General features: G+C 75.1%; 11 protein-coding genes. 9 read left to right on the top strand and 2 right to left on the bottom strand.

Going from position 1 to position 19,463, the window contains the following annotated elements; genetic code table 11:
- Positions 1-38: 38 nt before the first annotated feature.
- Both ACIRS1_RS26590 and moeZ read left to right on the top strand, forming a co-directional pair.
- Complete coding sequence (locus ACIRS1_RS26590; protein WP_402844179.1) at positions 39-1,043, top strand: NAD-dependent epimerase/dehydratase family protein; 1,005 nt, start codon at positions 39-41, stop codon at positions 1,041-1,043.
- A gap of 230 nt (positions 1,044-1,273) precedes the next feature.
- Positions 1,274-2,452 (top strand): adenylyltransferase/sulfurtransferase MoeZ, encoded by a 1,179-nt coding sequence (gene moeZ / locus ACIRS1_RS26585; RefSeq protein ID WP_360213855.1) that lies wholly within the window; start codon positions 1,274-1,276, stop codon positions 2,450-2,452.
- A 109-nt stretch (positions 2,453-2,561) separates the two neighbouring features.
- On the opposite strand, the gene ACIRS1_RS26580 is transcribed toward moeZ, so the two are convergent.
- Positions 2,562-5,357 carry a flippase-like domain-containing protein gene (locus ACIRS1_RS26580; RefSeq protein ID WP_402844176.1) on the bottom strand — a complete coding sequence of 932 codons (2,796 nt, stop codon included), beginning with the start codon at positions 5,355-5,357 and terminating at the stop codon, positions 2,562-2,564.
- 134 nt (positions 5,358-5,491) lie between these two features.
- Between ACIRS1_RS26580 and ACIRS1_RS26575 the strand changes: the two genes are divergently transcribed.
- The 4 genes from ACIRS1_RS26575 to ACIRS1_RS26560 all read left to right on the top strand — a co-directional run bounded on the left by ACIRS1_RS26575 (position 5,492) and on the right by ACIRS1_RS26560 (position 14,037).
- Positions 5,492-5,902, top strand: coding sequence for an MGMT family protein (locus ACIRS1_RS26575; RefSeq protein WP_402844173.1), 411 nt, complete (start codon positions 5,492-5,494; stop codon positions 5,900-5,902).
- Positions 5,903-5,971: 69 nt separating this feature from the next.
- The gene (locus ACIRS1_RS26570) at positions 5,972-9,286 is read left to right on the top strand and encodes an ATP-dependent helicase (RefSeq protein WP_402844170.1); all 3,315 of its coding nucleotides are present in this window, start codon (positions 5,972-5,974) and stop codon (positions 9,284-9,286) included.
- Between the two features lie 120 nt (positions 9,287-9,406).
- Positions 9,407-12,655, top strand: a complete 3,249-nt coding sequence (locus tag ACIRS1_RS26565) for an ATP-dependent DNA helicase (protein ID WP_360213863.1) — start codon at positions 9,407-9,409, stop codon at positions 12,653-12,655.
- A gap of 194 nt (positions 12,656-12,849) precedes the next feature.
- A complete protein-coding gene (locus tag ACIRS1_RS26560) occupies positions 12,850-14,037 on the top strand; it encodes a PP2C family protein-serine/threonine phosphatase (protein WP_402844167.1) in 1,188 nt (395 codons plus the stop codon).
- A 13-nt stretch (positions 14,038-14,050) separates the two neighbouring features.
- On the opposite strand, the gene ACIRS1_RS26555 is transcribed toward ACIRS1_RS26560, so the two are convergent.
- Positions 14,051-15,022 carry an endonuclease/exonuclease/phosphatase family protein gene (locus ACIRS1_RS26555; RefSeq protein WP_402844164.1) on the bottom strand — a complete coding sequence of 324 codons (972 nt, stop codon included), beginning with the start codon at positions 15,020-15,022 and terminating at the stop codon, positions 14,051-14,053.
- Between the two features lie 76 nt (positions 15,023-15,098).
- On the opposite strand from ACIRS1_RS26555, the gene ACIRS1_RS26550 reads away from it, so the two are divergent.
- The 3 genes from ACIRS1_RS26550 (at position 15,099) to ACIRS1_RS26540 (ending at position 19,446) form a co-directional block, all read left to right on the top strand.
- A complete protein-coding gene (locus ACIRS1_RS26550) occupies positions 15,099-15,749 on the top strand; it encodes a PadR family transcriptional regulator (protein WP_360213869.1) in 651 nt (216 codons plus the stop codon).
- Positions 15,750-15,814: 65 nt separating this feature from the next.
- Positions 15,815-16,579, top strand: a complete 765-nt coding sequence (locus ACIRS1_RS26545) for an ABC transporter ATP-binding protein (protein ID WP_360213871.1) — start codon at positions 15,815-15,817, stop codon at positions 16,577-16,579.
- Positions 16,576-19,446 (top strand): FtsX-like permease family protein, encoded by a 2,871-nt coding sequence (locus ACIRS1_RS26540; protein WP_402844160.1) that lies wholly within the window; start codon positions 16,576-16,578, stop codon positions 19,444-19,446. The genes ACIRS1_RS26545 and ACIRS1_RS26540 overlap by 4 nt, the downstream gene beginning before the upstream one ends.
- The last annotated feature ends 17 nt before the right edge of the window (positions 19,447-19,463 follow it).

Here is a 19,463-nt window from a genome sequence, read left to right as displayed (position 1 = left end):
GGTCGTCCCCGACCTCGCTTCGTGGAAGGACGCCCCCGATGAGGGTGCTGCTGCTGGGCGCCGACGGCTTCATCGGCCGCCGGGTCACCGATCGTCTGCTGATGGACCACGAGTTGCAGGTGACGGTGCTCGGCCGGCGCGACTCGGCCGACATCCGCTTCGACCTGACCACCGGGAGCCCGGGTGCCCTGGCCCGGTTCCTGGACGCGGTCGCGCCGCAGGTGGTGATCAACTGCGCGGGCGCCACCTACGGCAGCTCGCGCACCCTGATCCGGTCGAACACGCTGGCCGTCGCCACCGTCTGCGAGGCGATCCGGCGCAGCCGGGAGCCGGCCCGGCTGGTGCACGTCGGCTCCGCCGCCGAGTACGGCCCGGTGCCCGGCGGGGTGCCGGTGTCGGAGCAGGCCGAACCGCGGCCGGTCGGCCCGTACGGGGTGTCCAAGCTGGCCGGGACGGAGCTGGTGCTGGCCTCCGGCCTGGACGCGGCGGTGCTGCGGGTGTTCGACGTGGTGGGCCCGGGCGCCCCGACCGCCTCGCTGTTCGGGCGGCTCGCGGAGGGGCTGCGGCGGGCGCTGGAGCGGGACGAGGCGCAGGTGCGGATGCCGGACCTGTCCGGATACCGGGATTTCGTGGACGTGCGGGACGTCGCGCGGGCGATCCAGGCGGCCGCGGTGTCGGCCGCCACCGGGGTGGTCAACATCGGCAGCGGGCACGCCGTCCGGGCCCGGGACGCGGCCCAGCTGCTGGTCCGGGCGTCCGGCTTCGAGGGGTCGATCGTGGAGGAGAACCGGCAGGTCCTGCTGCCCGCGCAGGCCGGCGGGCCGGTCGGCGACCACCTGCCGGGCCACCATCTCCCCGGCCACCGTCCGGAGGGCCACCGTCCGGAGGGCCACCGGCCGGAGGGCCGGGCCGCCGCGGGGGAGCCGGTGCCGTGGCGGCAGGCGGACGTGCGGACGGCCCGGGACCGTCTCGGCTGGCGGACACAGGTGCCGCTGGAGGAGTCGCTCGGCGACGTGTGGCTGGAGACGGCCTGCCGGGTCTGACCGGTGCCCCGGGGCGCTCCGGGCCTGTCACCGCAGGCCCGGGGCGCCCTGCGGGCGGCGGCGGCCGGTTCCACGATCCGACGCCGCCCGTCTCGCCCATCGGACGGGCTGTCTCGGAATACCGGAGGGACGTGACACTGTTGGCGTAAGCAGCCACCCGCGTGGCGGAGCAGAAACCCCACCAAGAGGCTGGCCCTGGCCACCTGAACCAGACACCCATCGGAGTCCCCGTGTCGTTGCCACCCCTGGTCGAGCCGGCCGACGAGCTCACCGTTGACGAGGTCCGCAGGTACTCCCGCCACCTGATCATCCCCGACGTGGGCATGGCCGGGCAGAAGCGGCTGAAGAACGCCAAGGTGCTGTGCGTCGGTGCCGGGGGCCTCGGCTCGCCCGCGCTGATGTACCTGGCCGCCGCCGGTGTCGGGACGCTGGGCATCGTCGAGTTCGACGTGGTGGACGAGTCCAACCTGCAGCGCCAGATCATCCACGGCCAGTCGGACGTGGGCCGCTCCAAGGCGGAGTCGGCGCGGGACTCGGTCAAGGAGATCAACCCCTACGTCGACGTGATCCTCCACGAGGAGCGCCTCGACAACTCCAACGTCATGGAGATCTTCTCCGGCTACGACCTGATCGTGGACGGCACGGACAACTTCGCCACCCGCTACCTGGTGAACGACGCCGCGGTGCTGCTGGGCAAGCCGTACGTGTGGGGCTCGATCTACCGCTTCGACGGCCAGGCGAGCGTGTTCTGGGCCGAGCACGGCCCCTGCTACCGCTGCCTCTACCCGGAGGCCCCGCCGCCGGGCATGGTCCCCTCCTGTGCCGAGGGCGGCGTGCTGGGCGTGCTGTGCGCGTCCATCGGCTCGATCCAGGTCACCGAGGCGATCAAGCTGCTGGCCGGCGTGGGCGACCCGCTGGTCGGCCGGCTGATGATCTACGACGCCCTGGAGATGAACTACCGCCAGGTGAAGGTCCGCAAGGACCCGAACTGCGCCGTCTGCAGCGAGAACCCGACGGTCACCGAACTGATCGACTACGAGGCCTTCTGCGGCGTCGTGTCGGAGGAGGCGCAGGCCGCCGCCGCCGGTTCGACCATCACCTCGCAGCAGCTGAAGCAGTGGCAGGACGAGAAGGAGGACATCTTCCTGATCGACGTCCGCGAGCCCGGCGAGTACGAGATCGTCAACATCCCCGGCGCGGTGCTGATCCCGAAGAACGAGTTCCTCATGGGCGACGCCCTGGAGAAGCTGCCGCAGGACCGCAAGATCGTGCTGCACTGCAAGTCGGGCGTGCGCTCGGCCGAGGTGCTGGCCGTGGTGAAGGCGGCCGGCTTCGCCAACGCCGTCCACCTGGGCGGCGGCGTGCTCGGCTGGGTCAACCAGGTCGAGCCGCACAAGCCGGTCTACTAGACCCGGGCTCCGGCAGGAGCGACCACGTCTGCGAAGGGCCCGCCCCGGCGGGCCCTTCCGCGTGTCCGGGCCCCGCTGCGGGGCCCCGGGCGGCGCGGCTGCGCAGGGGTCAGAGCGCGCCCCGGCGCTGCAGTACGTTGTACGAGATCCAGCCCGGCAGTACCGGCAGCCAGAAGGTGAGCGCCCGGTAGAGGAAGACCGCCGGGGTGGCGACCGCCGGTGAGACGTCCGCGACCGTCAGGGCGCCGATCAGCGCGACCTCGACCGGGCCGATGCCACCGGGGGTCGGGATCGCCGAGCCGGCCGCGTTGGCGGTCAGGAAGACCACCGCGACCGCCGAGAAGCTGACGTTGCCGCCGAAGGCCTGCACCGAGGCGTCCAGGCAGGCGGTGAACGACAGGGTGAGCAGCAGGATGCCGCCGAAGCCGGTGACCAGCTTGCTGGGCGTCTGCATCAGGTCGAGCATCCGCGGCACGACGCCGAAGAACAGCGAGCGCAGCCGGCCCAGCACGAACCGGCGCAGCGGTGCGACGGCCGCCACCACCAGGGCGAGCACGGCGGCGGTCAGCACGCCGATGATCACCGCGCGGGAGGCCGAGAGGTCGCCGTTGGTCTGGCTGCCGGTGATCAGGCCGAAGCTGAACAGCAGCAGCAGGTGCCCGGCCAGGCCGGCCAGCTGGGAGGCGCCGACCGAGGCCACCGCCTGGCCGGAGCGGATCCCGGCCTTCTGCAGGTACCGGGTGTTGAGCGCGATGCCGCCGATCGCGGCGGGGGCGACCAGCTTCACGAAGGAGCCGGCCAGCTGTGCGGCGACGGTGCGCCGGAACGGGAGCTTCTCCGGCACGAAGCCGGTCAGGCTCATCGCGGCGGCCACGTAGCTGAAGGCCGCCGCGGCCAGCGCCGCCGCCGCCCAGGCCCAGTCCATCTGGGAGAGCTTGAGCTGGGCCGGCTTGATGGTGGTCAGCGCCAGGTAGGCGGCGAAGGTGAGCGCGATCACCATGATCAGGCTCTTCGGCTTCAGCCGTTCCAGCTTGGCCGGCTCCATCGGCGCCTCGGGGGCGATCTGCAGGATCTGCCCGCGGATGCGGCTGAGCAGGTCCTCGCCGGCCGTCGCGATGTCCTCCTCGGCCTGCTGCTGGGTGCGCTCGCCGGCGGCGACCTGCTCCAGGGCCTTCGCGCGGGCGGCGGCCTTGCGCTCCTTGCTCAGCTTGTTGAGGTCGATCCTGGTCGAGCGGCTCATCCCGACCGGCTGGAGCAGCGGCAGGGCCTGCGCCACCCGGTCGGCGCCGAGCACCGCGTTGGCGGTGGCGACGGCGCGCTCCGGGCCGATCCGCAGGGCGAAGGTGGTGACCAACTGGGCGACGTCGATGCGCAGGGTCAGGTCGGTGGCGGCGATGTCGCCGCCGGAGAGGTTGACCAGGCAGGCCGTCTTCTCGTCCACGACGAGCAGCGACTCGCCGGTGAGCCGGCGGTGGGCGATCCGGCGCTCGTGCAGCGCGGCCACCGACTCCCAGAGCGAGGCCATCACCAGGTCGGTGACCTCCTCGTCGGCGAGCTCGTCCAGGGTCCGCCCCTCGACCTTGCCGTAGACCAGGATCGCGGCGTCCGGGCCCAGCTCGGAGGTGGCGACCAGCTGCGGTGCGCGGGCGCCCGAGGCGGCCGCCGCGTAGGCGATCAGGGCCTCCTGCTCCAGCGCCTGGCGCAGCGACTGCGGGCTGCGGCGCACCGCCACCGAGCGCAGCCGCAGCCGCCGCCAGGCGCGGTAGAAGAAGCCGGAGGCCTGCTGCTCGCGGTCGATGATGTGGACGTCCAGCGGCGGGCCGCTCTGCTGGGTCACGTAGTAGCGGCGGGTGCCGCCGGGCGCGTCCGTGGCGCGGTGGGCGCTGCGCGGGGTGAAGCCGACCTTGCGCAGGCCGATCATCAGGTGCTGGCCGGTGGGCCGGATGTTCGGGGAGCCGATCGCGTACAGCGTGCCGTAGGCGACGGACCAGCCGATCAGCACGGTGAGGAGCAGGGACAGCGGGGTGGTGTAGCCGCCGAGCAGCTCGGTGACCCCGCTGAAGACCACCACCACCCAGAGGGCGACCCGCCACCGGGGGCGGCTCGACATGCCGACCGCGGTCATGTAGGCGATCACCGGGGCCAGGTAGCCGTGCACCGGGTCGGTGAGGGTGCCGTTGCTGTTCATCGGCAGCCGGGTCAGCGCGTCCCGGATCTGCTCGGAGGCGCCTTCGGCCACCCACCAGTCGATGCCCAGCGAGACGCCGTAGGCGAGGACCGAGGCGAGCACCCCGTCGGCGACCCGCAGGCCGTCGCGTTTGATCAGCCGCTCGACCGCGAACGCCAGCGGCACGGCGAGCACCGCGACGCTGGAGAGCAGCCCGGTGACGGTGGACAGCACCGCGGAGAAGTGCGGCGCGTTGTCGGAGATGTCCTTCTCGATACCGGTGGTGGTCGAGGTGGCGATGCCGGCCAGGACGAAGACGGCGACTATGCCGAGGACGCCGGCCAGGAAGCGGATCAGGTCGGACGGGCGGTGCGCCCGGGCGGCGAGCAGGGGCTCGTCGACGTCCAGGTACGGGGTGTCGTCCAGCGGGTCGTGCTGCTCGGGCAGCGGCCGCCGGGCCGGCGGTCCGGGTTCGGCGGGGCCGGTGGGTCCGGCGGGGCCGGTGGGGCCGGGGTCGGCGGGCCGCGGTCCGGCGGGTGCCGGTCGGGTGGGCTCGGTGGGCCCGGGTTCGACGGGTTCGACGGGGCGCGCCTGCGCGGGGGTCTTGATCGTCAGGTCCTTGATCAGGGAGACTTCCGGAGTCGGCCCTTCCGCGGGCCCGCCACCGGGAGCCGGGGGCACGGCGGCGGTGGACTCGTCGGAGTCCTCGTCCACGCCCACGTCAGCCGTCCCGGTCATCTGGTCTTGTCCTCGTATCACCACTCACCGCCCCGAAGATGGTGGCATGCCCCGGCGCCCCGTGCTGGACAGGGGGCGGATCGGGCGCGGCGGATCGTTCGTACGGGACCGCGGGTGCGCCCCCGTGCGGAAGAATGCCGCAGGTGACGGACGTAACAGACGACGGCCTCCCGGACGACCTGCCGCCCTTCGCCGAACTGGTGCTCGACCTCACCGAGCGGATTCCACCCGGCAGGGTGATGACCTACGGGGACGTTGCCGAGTACCTCGGCCAGGGCGGCCCCCGGCAGGTCGGCCGGGTGATGGCACTCTACGGCGGCTCGGTCCCCTGGTGGCGGGTGATCCGCGCCGACGGCCGCTTCCTGCCGGGGCACGAGCACCGCGCCCTCGCCCACTACGGCGAGGAGGGCACCCCGCTGCGCGAACTCGCCGACCCGCCCCGGGTCGACCTGCGCCGCGCCCGCTGGGACGGCCGGGAGCCGGCCGGCCCGGCGGAGATCCCGCGAAACGGCCGCGCCGGCGGGAATGACGGGGCAGGATCGTAGGCTCGATACGGGCGGGCCCCGGCGGGCCCGCCCGGCCACGTCTCCCGCACAACCCCCAGGACCCGCCCCTTGAGCTCCCCCTACCGGCTCGTGCGCAGCCCGCTCGTCCAGCCCGACCCGCCCGTGCTGGACGCGTACCAGCGCGCCGTGGTCGAGCACGCCGGCGGACCGCTGCTGGTGCTCGCCGGCCCGGGCACGGGCAAGACCACCACCCTCGTCGAGGCCGTCGCCAGGCGGATCGAGGACGGCACCGACCCGGAGCGGATCCTCGTCCTCACCTTCAGCCGCAAGGCCGCCATGGAGCTGCGCGACCGGATGTCCGGCCGCCTCGGCGCCTCCGCCGCCGCCCCGCAGGCCACCACCTTCCACTCGTTCTGCTACGCCCTGCTGCGCGCCCACCAGGACCCCGGGGACTACGCCGAGCCGCTGCGGCTGCTCTCCGGACCGGAGCAGGACGTCATGGTCCGCGAACTGCTCGCCGGCGGCGCCGAGGACGCCCGGCTCGGCAGCTCCCGCATCCACTGGCCGCTCGACCTGCGGGCCTGCCTGACCACCCGCGGCTTCGCCGACGAGGTCCGTGCCGTCCTCGCCCGCAGCCGCGAGCTCGGACTCGGCGAGGCCGAACTGGAGCGCTTCGCCCAGGGCGTCCAGCGGCCCGACTGGGCCGCCGCCGCGCACTTCCTCGCCGACTACCTCGACGTGCTCGACCTGCGGGGCGTCCTCGACTACGCCGAGCTCGTCCACCGCGCCGTGCTGCTCGCCGAACGCCCCGAGGTCGGCGAGGAACTGCGCCGCCGCTACGAGGTGGTCTTCGTCGACGAGTACCAGGACACCGACCCCTCCCAGGTCCGGCTGCTGCACCGGCTCGCCGGCGGCGGCGGGGACCTCGTCGCCGTCGGCGACCCCGACCAGTCGATCTACGCCTTCCGCGGCGCCGACATCAACGGCATCCTCGACTTCCCGCAGGCGTTCCGCCGGGCCGACGGCAGCCCCGCCGAGGTCAGAGTGCTGCGGGTCTCCCGCCGCTCCGGCGCCCTGCTGCTCGCCGCCTCCCGGGAGATCGCCCGCCGGATGCCGATGGGCCGGCTGCCCGCCGACAAGCTCGCCCAGCACCGCGCCCTGCTGCCCTCCCGCGAGGGCGGCCGGGTCGAGGTGTACACCTACCCCACCCCCGGTGCCGAACTCGACTCGATCGCCGACCTGCTGCGCCGCGCCCACCTGGAGGACGGCGTCCCCTGGGGCGAGATGGCCGTCCTGGTCCGGGCCGGCGGCCGCTCCATCCCCGGCGTGCGGCGGGCGCTCAGCGCCGCCGGCGTCCCGCTGGAGATCGACGGCGACGACCTGCCGCTGCGCGAGGAGCCCGCCGTCGCCCAGCTGCTGCTCGCCCTGCGGCTCTGCGCCGAGCAGGCCGACCGCGACCGGCACGGCGACGCCGACCGGCCCGACCCGCTCACCACCGACCTCGCCCACACCCTGCTCACCGGCCCGCTCGGCGGCCTCGACGGCTCCGACCTGCGCCGCCTCGGCCGCGCCCTGCGCGAGGAGGAGCGCGCCGCCCTGCGCGCCGACGGCGACCCGACCGCCCCCCGCGCCGCCGACGAGCTCATCCGGGAGGCGCTCGCCGAGCCCGAGCGGCTGGTCGCCCTGGACCCCGGCCACGCCCGCCGGGCGCGCGACCTCGGCACCCTGCTGCGCAAGGTCCGCGAGGCCCTGGCGGGCGGCTGCACGGCCGAGGACGCGCTCTGGGAGCTGTGGGACGGCAGCCGCCGCTGGCGCGAACGCCTCGAACGGGCCGCCCTGCGCGGCGGCGCCGCCGGCCGCAACGCCGACCGCGACCTCGACGCGCTGTGCGCCCTGTTCGAGACCGCGGCCCGCGCCGAGGAACAGGTCACCGGCCACCGCGGCGCCCTCGACCTGCTCGCCGAGCTCGACGCCCAGGACATCGCCGCCGACACCCTCACCGTCCGGGCCGTGCGCCCCGAGGCCGTCCGCCTGATGACCGCCCACCGCTCCAAGGGCCTGGAGTGGCGCCTCGTCGTCGTCGCCGGGGTCCAGGACGGCCTCTGGCCCGACCTGCGCCGCCGCGGCTCCCTGCTGGAGGCCGACCGGATCGGCCGCGACGGCCTCGCCGAGCCGCTCTCCCCGGCCGCCCTGCTCGGCGAGGAGCGCCGCCTCTTCTACGTCGCCGCCACCCGCGCCAGGGAGCGGCTGATCGTCACCGCCGTCAAGGCGCCCGCCGACGACGGCGACGAACCCTCCCGCTTCCTGCGCGAGCTCTACCGCGAGGACGTCGACCCCCGGACCGGCAAGGTGGTGCGCCGCACCCCGCCCGTCACCGTCGAGGACGTCACCCACCGCCCGCGCCGCCCGCTGTCCGTCCCCGCGCTGGTCGCCGAACTGCGCGCGGTCACCGTCGACCCGTCCCGCTCGCCCGAGCTGCGCCGGGCAGCCGCCGAACGGCTCGCCCGCCTGGCCGCCGCCACCGACGACGAGGGGCTGCCGCTGGTGCCCGTCGCCCACCCCGACCGCTGGTGGGGGCTGGACGACGCCACCGCCGCCCCCGACCCGCTGCGCAGCCCCGACCTGCCGGTGCGGCTGTCCGGCAGCGGCCTGGAGCAGCTGGAGAGCTGCTCGCTGCAGTGGTTCCTGGAGAAGGAGGTCAAGGCGCAGGGCCCCGGCTCCGCCGCCCAGGGCTTCGGCAACGTCGTGCACGCCCTCGCCGACGAGGTCGGCTCCGGGCGCGCGCCCGCCGACCTCGCCGTGCTGATGGAACGCCTGGACACGGTCTGGGACGCGCTGGCCTTCGACGCGCCCTGGAAGTCCCACCAGGAGAAGGCCGAGGCCCGGGCCGCCCTGGAGCGCTTCCTCAACTGGCACGTGCTGGAGCGGGGGCGCGACGTCGTCGCCACCGAGCACGGCTTCGACGTCACCCTCGACGTCGGCGGCGTCTCGGTGCGCATCCGGGGCTCGATGGACCGGGTCGAGAAGGACCGGGCCGGGCGCGCCTACGTGGTCGACTTCAAGACCGGCAAGCAGATCCCCACCGAGAAGTCGCTGCCCGAGCACAAGCAGCTCGCCGTCTACCAGCTCGCCGTCCGGGCCGGGGCGCTCAACGCCCTGCCCGGGTTCGACGAGCGGCCCCCGGCCGCCGGCGGCGCCGAACTCGTCCACCTGCGCGAACCCGCCGCCAAGGCCGTCCAGGACGCCCCCAGGGTGCAGCGGCAGGAGCCGCCGGAGGGCGAGCCGTGGATCGAGAACCTGCTCGCCGACGCGGCCGGCAAGGTCCTCGCGGAGCGCTTCGTCCCGCAGACCGGCGGCGGCTGCGACCGCTGCTCGTTCCGCCGCAGCTGCTCCGCCCAGCGCGACGGGGCGCAGCTGCTGTAGGGCCTGCCCGGCGAGCCCGTCCTTCGGGCCGGGCGCCGGGCCCGGGTGCGGGGGCCGGAGTAGCCAGGGTCACTCCGGCCGGGCGTCCGGAGTGTCGGCCCGGCCCGTTAACGTTGCGGGGTGACAGCCGTGCTCAGCCATCCCGACCAGCTCAAGGAGCTGCTGGGCATCCCGTTCAACCGGGAGCAGATGGCGGCCATCGGCGCACCCCTGGAGCCGGCCGTGATCGTGGCCGGCGCCGGCTCCGGCAAGACCACGGTGATGGCCGCCCGGGTGGTCTGGCTGGTCGGCTCCGGCGCCGTGCGGCCCGAGGAGGTCCTCGGCCTCACCTTCACCAACAAGGCCGCCGGGGAGCTCGCCGAACGCGTGCGCACCGCGCTGCGGGTCTGCGGGCTCGGGCTCCCCCCGGCCGAGGGCTGGGGGAGGGGCGCCGACCAGGACGACGCCGAGTCGCTCGGCGAACCGGAGATCTCGACCTACCACGCCTTCGCGGGCCGATTGCTCAAGGAGCACGGCCTGCGCATCGGCATCGAGCCGGACGTGCGGCTGCTGGCCGACGCCACCCGCTTCCAGCTCGCCGCCAAGGTGCTGCGCACCGCCCGCGGCCCGTTCCCCGCACTGACCGGCACCTTCGCCAACCTGGTCGCCGACCTGATCGCGCTGGACGGCGAGCTCGCCGAGCACCTGGTCGAGCCGGCCGCCCTGCGCACCCACGACGAGGAGCTGCTGGACGCCCTCGCCACCGTCAAGCTGACCAACGACGACCTGCGGGCCGTCCCGGCCACCGCACGGGCCCGGCTGGAGCTGCTGCGCCTGGTCGAGGAGTACCGGCGGCGCAAGCGGGCCGCCGGGCTGATGGACTTCGGCGACCAGATAGCCGCCGCCGCCCGGCTCGCCCAGGACCGGGCCGAGGTCGGCGAGCTGCTGCGCGGCCAGTTCCGGGTCGTGCTGCTCGACGAGTACCAGGACACCTCGGTCGCCCAGCGGCTGATGCTCGCCGGCCTCTTCGGCGCGGGCCCCGACGGCCGGGGCGGCGGGCACCCCGTCACCGCCGTCGGCGACCCCTGCCAGGCGATCTACGGCTGGCGCGGTGCCTCGGTCGCCAACCTCGACGAGTTCCCCCGGCACTTCCCGCGGGCCACCGGCGGGCCCGCCGCCCGCTACGCGCTCAGCGAGAACCGCCGCAGCGGCGGGCGCCTGCTCGCCTTCGCCAACGAGCTCGCCGCCCCGCTGCGGGCCATGCACGAGGGCGTCGAGGCGCTGCGCCCGGCGCCCGGCGCCGAGCAGGAGGGTTACGTGCGGGCCGCGCTGCTGCCCACGCACGCCGAGGAGGTCGACTGGCTCGCCGACTCGATCGCCCACCTGGTGCGCACCGGCACCGCGCCGGGCCGGATCGCGGTGCTCTGCCGGGGCGGCGCGGCCTTCCCGGACATCCACGCGGCGCTGGTCGCCCGGGAGGTCCCGGTCGAGGTGGTGGGCCTGGGCGGACTGCTGCAACTGCCCGAGGTGGCCGACCTGGTGGCGGTCTGCGAGGTGCTCCAGGACCCGACCGCCAACGCCGCGCTGGTGCGGCTGCTGATCGGTCCGCGCTGGCGGATCGGCCCGCGCGACCTCGCGCTGCTCGGGCGCCGCGCCGCCGAGCTGGTGCGCACCGACCGGCCGGAGGGCGTGGAGGCGCTGACGGCGGCCGTCGCCGAGGCCGACCCCACCGAGGTGGTGTCGCTGGCCGACGCGGTGGAGACCTTCCTCGACGCGGACCAGCCCGACGAGCTCCCCTTCTCCGCCGAGGCCCGGGTCCGCCTGGCCCGCCTCGCCCAGGAGCTGCGCGACCTGCGCCGCTCGCTCGCCGACCCGCTGATGGACGTGCTGCACCGGGTGCTGACCGTCACCGGCCTGGAGGTCGAGCTCGCCGCCTCCCCGCTGGCGCTGGCCGCCCGGCGGCGGGAGACCCTGCACGCCTTCCTGGACGTCGCCGCCTCCTTCGCCGACCTCGACGGGGACCCGGGCCTGGCCGCCTTCCTCGCCTTCCTACGCGCTGCCCAGGAGTACGAGCGCGGCCTGGACAGCAGCCTGCCCGGCGGCGAGGACACCGTGAAGGTGCTCACCGCGCACAAGTCCAAGGGCCTGGAGTGGGACGTGGTCGCCGTCCCCGGGCTGGTGAAGGGCGCGTTCCCCTCCGGCAGCCCGCGCGAGCGCTGGACCAGCACCAAGCGGGTGCTCCCGCACGCCCTGCGCGGCGACGCGGCCACCCTGCCGGACGTGCGCGGCGGCTGGAACGGCAAGTCGATGACGGCCTTCCGGCAGCAGCTGGCCGAGCACGCCGGGATCGAGGAACTGCGCCTGGGCTACGTCGCTTTCACCCGCCCGCGCGCCCTGCTGCTGGCCTCCGGGCACTGGTGGGGCCCGAGCCAGAAGACCGTCCGCGGTCCGTCCGCCTTCCTGGAGAAGCTGCGCGAGCACTGCGAGCTGCCCGGCGCCGGCGAGGTGGAGTGCTGGGCCGAGCAGCCGGAGAAGGGGGCCGAGAACCCGGCGCTGGCCGCGGTGGTGGACCGCCCGTGGCCGCTGCCGCTGGACCCGGCCGCCCAGCACGCCCGCCGCCGGGTCGCCGCGGTGGTCCGCGCCCGGGTGGCCGGGCTCGGGGCCGAGCCGGTGCCCGTCGAGCCGATGGCCGTCGAGGACCAGCGTCAGTTGGCCTCCTGGGACCGCGACCTCACCTCCCTGCTGGGCGAGTTGGAGCGCTCCCGGCGCACCGCCCGCGACGTTCCGCTGCCCGCCGCGCTGTCGGCCACCCAGCTCCTGCGGCTGGCCGCCGACCCGGACGGCTTCGCCCGCGACCTGGCGCGGCCGATGCCGCGCCCGCCGCAGCCGGCCGCCCGGCGCGGCACCCGCTTCCACGCCTGGCTGCAGTCCCGGATCGAGCCGCTGATGCTGATCGAGCCGGGCGCGCTGCCCGGTGCGGACGACGACGGGATCGAGGACGAGCAGGACCTGGAGCGGCTCAAGGAGGCGTTCCTGCGCACCCCGTACGCCCAGCGCCGGCCGCACCGGGTGGAGGCGCCGTTCCACCTGGTGCTCGGGGGGCGGGTGGTGCGCGGCCGGATCGACGCGGTCTACCGGGACGGTGACGGGGAGTCGGAATCCGGTGGTGCGTCACGCTACGAAGTGGTGGACTGGAAGACCCACCGCGAGGAGACCGCCGATCCGTTGCAGCTCGCGGTGTACCGGATCGCCTGGGCGGAGCAGGCGGGCGTTCCGCCCGAGCAGGTCACGGCTTCGTTCCTGTACGTCCGCAGCGGGCGGATCGTCCGCCCGACAGGACTTCCCGACCGAAAAGAGTTGGAACGGCTCCTGATCGGGAACAGTGAATAATGAGTCACGCAGAGCATCCAAGTCATCACGGCAACGCCCGAAACCTGTGCGTCATGCACGTTTCGCGCCTATTGTGGGGTCGGTAACCGGTCAACCCCCGTGCTCCGGCCGCCAGCGAGGCCCGCATTCCCTAACCCTCAGTCATCACCGCAGGTGCCCCAGGGCATCGGCGTCTTCTGCTGGAGAGATCGACGTTGAGCGCGACCGGATGGATCAGAGAGCGGTTCACCGGGCCGACCCCGGGACCCGCTCCGGGCGCGACCGGCACCTGGCCGAGGACGGCGCTCGCGCTGCCCTTCCTCGGCATGGCGCTGATCGTCGCCCTCGACTACGTCAGCAACACCGAGGTGACGGTCGAACCGGCCCTCACCGCCGTCCCCGCGCTGGCCGCCGTGGTCAGCCGCCGCACCTGGTACCCGCTCGCCATCGGTCTGTGCACCGAGACCGTGGCCTTCCTGATGGCCCTGCGCAGCGACGCGCTCGACCAGTCCGTGCACGCCGCCAGCGTCTTCGCGATCCTGCTGGTCGCCACCATCGGCTGGGTCAGCGCGACCCTGCGGCTGCGCCAGGAGCGGGCGCTGGCCGACGCCCAGCTCGTCGCCTCGATCGCCCGCCGGGTGCTGCTGCGGCCCGTCCCCGAGCGGGTCGGCACCGTCCGGGCGGCCGTCCACTACGAGGCCGCCGCCGCGCACGCCAGGATCGGCGGCGACCTGTACGAGGTGGTCAACACCCGCCACGGCGTGCGGGCCGTGGTCGGCGACGTCCGCGGCAAGGGCCTCGGCGCGGTCGAGACGGCCGCCGCGGTGCTGGGCGCCTTCCGTGAGGCCGCCCACCAGGAGGGCGCGCTGGACCGGGTGGCCGGCTGGCTGGCCGTCAGCCTCGACCGGGCCCTGCACGAGAACGACCACCCGGGCGTGGAGGAGGAGTTCGTCACCCTGGTGCTGATCGGCGTCGGGCCGGACGGCACCGCGGAGCTCGTCAACTGCGGCCACCCCGCCCCGCTGCTGCTGCGCGGCGGGGAGGTCAGGCCGCTCGAACTCGCCGAGACCGTCCCGCCGCTGGGGGTCCTCGACCCCGCCGACGTCCGTCCGCCGGTGCACCGGGTGCCGCTGCGTTCCGGCGACCGCGTGCTGCTGTTCACCGACGGGGTGATCGAGGCCCGGGACCGCTCGGGCGCCTTCTACCCGCTCGCCGAGCGCCTCCCGCGCTGCGCCGACGGCCGCCCGGCCGAGGTCCTGCAGCGCCTGCACGAGGACGTGGTCCGCCACGTCGGCCGCCAGCTCGGCGACGACGCGGCGATGCTGCTCCTCCAGTACGAGCCCCCGTCCGTCCAGGGCGCCCAACTGCCCCACCAGAACGGAGTCCTGGCCCACCGGACGTAGGCCCGTCCGCTTCCTAGAGCGAGACCTCCACCAGCAGCGGCCGGTGGTCGGAGACGGCCGCGCGCGGTGCCGCGGCCGGGCCGACGGCCGTGCGCGGCACGCCGACCGCCAGCACGTGGTCGAACTGCACCGCGGGCCGGTGCGAGGGGTAGGTGGGCGTGCGGGCCAGGTCGTACCAGCCCTGCAGCCGGGCCCGGGGTTCGCGCACCCGGCGCCGGCGCGGCTCGGCCAGGGCGGGCCGCGCCCGCCGGGCCGCCCGCAGTTCGCGCACCCGGGCGCGCGGCGCGGTGCGCTCCAGCGCGGTCGCGCCGCCGAGGACGGTGCGCGGCACCGCGCCGACCAGGTTGAAGTCGCCGAGCACCAGGTAGGGCTGCGGCAGGTCGGCGATCCAGCGCCGGATGCCGGCCAGTTGCGCCATGTTCCACCCGGGGACGAAGGAGAGGTGCGCGGCGACCACGGTGAACGGCCCGCGGTCGCCCTCGAGCACCGCGGCCAGCGCCGCCCGCGGTTCGTCCGGCACGGGGGTGAGTCCGCGCCGACCGGCCACCCGCAGGGGCAGCCCGAACGGTGCCGGGGCGAACCGGCGGGCCCGCCAGTGCCGCACCGGCAGCCGGGTCAGCAGCGCGGTGCCGTAGGACGGAGGGGCGCCGTCGCCGACGTCGCCGGGGCCGTAGACCCGCAGGCCGCCGGGCACGGACGGCTCCGGCACCCAGCCGGCCACCGGTGCGGGCCGGCCGTGCAGGGCGGCGGCGAAGCGCCAGTCGGCGGCGCCCATGGCCTTGGCGGCCACCGCGGTCTGGTCGGTCCCGCCGGAGCGGGACTGGTGGCGGTCCACCTCCTGCAGGGCGAGCACGTCGGCGTCGAGGGCGGCCACCGCGTCCGCCAGCGGGCCGCCGGCGTCGGCCGGGTAGGGCCGAGGGGCGCCGTCGGGGGCGAGCGGCTGACCGTGCAACAGGTTGAAGGTGGCGATGCGCAACTGGCTCACACCGCACGACGGTACCCGCTCGACGGGGGAGGGGGCGGCTTGAGCCGGTGGGGCATACCGGGTATACATACTCGGTATGTCCATCCGTCACGGTCTGCTCGCCCTGCTCGACCAGGGCCCGCGCTACGGCTACCAACTGCGCACCGAGTTCGAGGCGCGCACCGGCGCCACCTGGCCCCTCAACGTCGGGCAGGTCTACACCACGCTGTCCCGCCTGGAGCGCGACGGCCTGGTCGAGTCCGCGGGGGAGGACGAGGAGGGGCACCAGTTCTACGCCGTCACCGATGCGGGACGCGCCGAACTGCGGGCCTGGTTCGACACCCCGGTGCCCCGGACCAACCCCCCGCGCGACGAGCTGGCGATCAAGCTCGCCATGGCCGTCACCGTCCCGGGCGTGGACGTCGGCGCCGTCGTCCAGGGCCAGCGCCGGCACAGCATCAAGGCGCTGCAGGACTACACCCGGCTCAAGGGCCGCGCCCTGGCCGGCGGCGCCGCGCCGGGGGAGAAGGGCCGGCCGGGTGCGGTGCCCACCGAGGGCAACGACCTCGCCTGGCTGCTCGTCCTCGACCAGCTGATCTTCCAGACCGAGGCGGAGATCCGCTGGCTCGACCACTGCGAGACCCGGCTCGCCCAGCACGCGCAGACCCTGCAGGCCCGCGCCGCCGAGGCCGCCCGCGACGGCGGGGCCACCGCCACCGCACCCGGCCGCCGCCGCTCAAGGACCTGAGCCCGGCCACAAGGAACCACCGGCTCGGCCCCGACACCGAGCCCACGACCAGCAAGGGGGGAATCGTGTCCCACTCGGACCCGACCCGGCACACACCGGTGCTGCACCTGGAGAACGTCACCCGCGTCCACGGACAGGGCGCCGCGGAGGTGCAGGCGCTGCGCGGCATCGACCTGAAGGTCCACCCCGGCGAGTTCGTCGCCGTCATGGGCCCGTCCGGCTCCGGAAAGTCGACCCTGCTCACCCTGGCCGGCGGCCTGGACAGCCCCAGCAGCGGCCAGGTCCTCGTCGAGGGCGTCGCCCTCGGCGGACTCACCCGCAAGCGGCTCGCCCAGGTCCGTCGCCGCGCCGTCGGCTACGTCTTCCAGGACTACAACCTGATCCCGGCGCTCACCGCCGCGGAGAACATCTCGCTGCCCCGCGAACTCGACGGCCTCTCCGCCCGCGCCGCCCGCCGCGAGGCGCACGCCGCCCTGGAAGAGCTCGGCATCCCCGAGCTCGCCGACCGCTTCCCCGACGACATGTCCGGCGGCCAGCAGCAGCGCGTCGCCATCGCCCGCGCCCTGATCGGCGACCGCCGCCTCGTCCTCGCCGACGAACCCACCGGCGCCCTCGACTCCACCACCGGCGAGGCCGTCCTCGCCGTGCTGCGCGCCCGCTGCGACGCCGGCGCCGCCGCCATGATGGTCACCCACGAGGCCCGGCACGCGGCCTGGGCCGACCGCGTCGTCTTCCTGCGGGACGGCCGGATGGTCGACGAGAGCGCCAGCCAGGACGCCGCCAGCCTGCTCGTCACCGCCGCCACCAACAGCCTGAAGGTGGACGAGTGAAGCTCAGCGCCTGGCGGGTCGCCCTGCGCATCGCCCGCCGTGACGCGCTGCGCGCCAAGGGCCGCAGCGCCCTCGTCATCGCCATGGTCGCGCTGCCGGTCCTCGGCGTCGCGGGCGCCGACGTGGTGTTCCGCAGCGCCGAGCTCGACCCGGGCGAACGCGTCGTGCGGATCATGGGGCAGTCCGCCGGCGAGCTCCAGATGATCGAACGCGGCTCCACCGTCCTGCAGGCGCCCGACCCCGACACGGGCGTGTACGTCCAGAACCCCAAGGACGACGCCAAGAAGGGCGCGCCCCCGCAGTACACCCCGGCCCAGCGCCGCAGCCTGGACACCGAACCGGCCGACCTGGCCAAGCAGCTGCTCCCGGCCGGCGCCACCCTCGTGCCCGAGCGGCAGGGGCCCTACACCTCCGCCAGCAGCGCCGAGGGGCTGCTCAGCACCCAGACCACCGAGGCCGACCTGACCGACCCGGTGTGGCGCGGCCGGCTCGACCGGGTCAAGGGCCGCGCCCCCGAACGGGACGGTGAGGTCGCGGTGACCACGGCGTTCCTCGCCCGCTCCGGCCTCAAGGTCGGGGACCGGACCACCGTCCGCGGCCTGGAGGCCACGCCGTTCACCATCACCGGTGTCTACGAGTACCCGGGCGAGCTCACCGCCACCGAGATCATCGCCCGGCCCGGCACCCTGATCGACCCGCTCGCCAAGCTCCCCGGCGCCGTCCAGAGCCGCAGCGCCGGCACCGGCGCGCCCACCCGCTGGCTGGTCGAGCTCCCGGCCGGGGCGGTCCTCGACTGGCCCAAGGTCACCGAGCTGGGCGGCTACGGCTTCACCCTCGCCTCGCGGGCCGTCCTGCTCGACCCGCCGGCCCGCGCCGACGTGCCCTACTACACCCAGGCCGACAAGCAGCGGGTCACCGAGACCTCCTACTTCGACCGGACCTCCGTCGTCATGCTCGCCACCGTGGTCGGCATGGCCCTGCTGGAGATCGTGCTGCTCGCGGGCCCCGCCTTCGCCGTCGGGGCCAGGCGCTCCCGGCGGCAGCTCGGCCTGCTCGCCGCCGGCGGCGGTGACCGGGCGCAGGTCCGGGCCGTCGTGCTCGGCGGCGGCGTCGTCCTCGGCGTCACCGGCGCCGTGGTCGGCCTCGCCCTCGGCGTCGGCCTGGTCGCCCTGCTGCGCACCCAGGCCGAGGAGTACTCGGGCAGCCGCTTCGGCCACTTCGACCTGCAGCCGCTCGACCTCGTCGGCGTGCTCCTGGTCGGCCTGGTCACCGGCCTGCTCGCCGCCGTCGTCCCCGCCGTCCAGGCCTCCCGCCAGGACGTCGTCGCCGCCCTCACCGGGCGTGACTCGCTCAAGCCGCCGAACCGCAAGCTCGCCGTCCTCGGCCTGCTGATGGTCGCCGGCGGTGCGGCGCTCGCCCTGCTCGGCGCCACCAGCGGCTTCGCCAGCCGGAGCCTGGCCGTCCTCGGCGGCTCCGTGATCGCCGAGCTCGGCATGGTCGCCCTCACCCCCTACCTGGTCGGGCTGTTCGGGAAGCTCGGACGCTGGCTCTCGCTCGGCCCCCGGCTCGCCCTGCGCGACTCGGTGCGTCACCGCGGCCGGACGGCTCCCGCCGTCGCCGCCGTGATGGCCGCCGTCGCCGGGTCGGTCGCGGTCGGCGTCTACCTCGCCAGCTACGAGGAGCAGGGCCGCCGCGAGTACGTGGCCTCCGGCCCCTCGGGCGCCGTCATGCTCGGCGGCGGGTACGCCTCCAACGGCCAGGAGAAGCTGCTGCCGCAGATGCGCGACGCCGTCGAGCGCAACATCCCCGGCCTCGGCCAGCGCGCCGACGTCCTGCGGATCAACTACAAGGGCGACTGCTCCGACGGGAACAGCTGCGGCTACGCCCGGATCGAACTGCCCAAGGACCTGCGCTGCCCCGCCTACGAGGGCGACGACCAGCGCGACCCGGAGGAGATCGAGCGCATCGTCCGCTCCGACCCGCGCTGCCAGACGGGCGGCCGCCGCGCCAGCCACTTCGGCGACCTCTCCGCCGGCGACGCCACCCTGCTGCGCAACCTCTACGGCGTCACCGCCCCGGCCGCCGGCGAGGCCCTCGCCGCGGGGCGGGCGGTGGTCTTCGACGCCCGCTACATCAAGGACGGCAAGGTCGTCGTCGAGCTCAACGAGCCCTCGGACGAGGCCGCCGACGGCTCGGTCAGGACCCGGCCCAAGCGCACCGAGGTCGCCGTCGACGCCGTCCTCGCACCGGCCGCGATCCCGGGCGCCGGCCAGGCCGTGATCAGCCCGCAGACCGCCGCGCGCCTCGGCCTCACCACCTCCCCGGCCGGGTCGGTCTGGCTGCCCGACGCCGTCCCCTCGGACGGCGCCGAGCAGAAGGCCAACGGCGCGCTGTCCAGGCTCACCGACCAGCAGGGCCTCACGGTCGAGCGCGGCTACCAGTCCAAGACCGGGCTGATCGGCCTGGGACTGTCGGTCTTCGCCGCCATCGTCGCCCTGGGCGCGGCTGGCATCGCCACCGGTCTCGCCGCCGCCGACTCCCAGCGCGACCTGACCACCCTCGCGGCGGTCGGCGCCGAGCCCCGGATCCGGCGCTCGCTGTCGGGCTTCCAGTGCGGGATCATCGCGGCGATGGGCACCCTGCTGGGCATCGTCTCCGGGGTCGTGCCCGGGGTGGCCCTGCGCAAGGTCGAGGCCGCCGCGCACAGCTATCCCGGGATGAGCCCCGAGGCGGTCGCGAACCAGGGGATCGTGGTCTTCCCGTGGCCCACCATCACCGTCACCGTGGTGGTGCTGCCGCTGCTCGCGGCCGGGCTGGCGGCGCTGCTCACCCGTTCGCGGATCTCGCTGCTGCGCCGCTCCGGCTGAGGCCCGCGCGTCGCCCC

It is taken from the genome of Kitasatospora sp. NPDC101176 (assembly GCF_044768035.1).
Lineage (GTDB): Bacteria > Actinomycetota > Actinomycetes > Streptomycetales > Streptomycetaceae > Kitasatospora.
This window is presented reverse-complemented; position numbering and strand designations above follow the sequence as displayed.

What these genes read in the sequence shown, in the direction of transcription:
- ACIRS1_RS26590 (WP_402844179.1), top strand. Translation starts at nt 39, where the DNA reads ATGAGGGTGCTGCTGCTGGGCGCCGACGGCTTCATCGGCCGCCGGGTC.
- ACIRS1_RS26580 (WP_402844176.1), bottom strand. Translation starts at nt 5,357, where the DNA reads ATGACCGGGACGGCTGACGTGGGCGTGGACGAGGACTCCGACGAGTCC.
- ACIRS1_RS26575 (WP_402844173.1), top strand. Translation starts at nt 5,492, where the DNA reads ATGCCGCAGGTGACGGACGTAACAGACGACGGCCTCCCGGACGACCTG.
- ACIRS1_RS26550 (WP_360213869.1), top strand. Translation starts at nt 15,099, where the DNA reads ATGTCCATCCGTCACGGTCTGCTCGCCCTGCTCGACCAGGGCCCGCGC.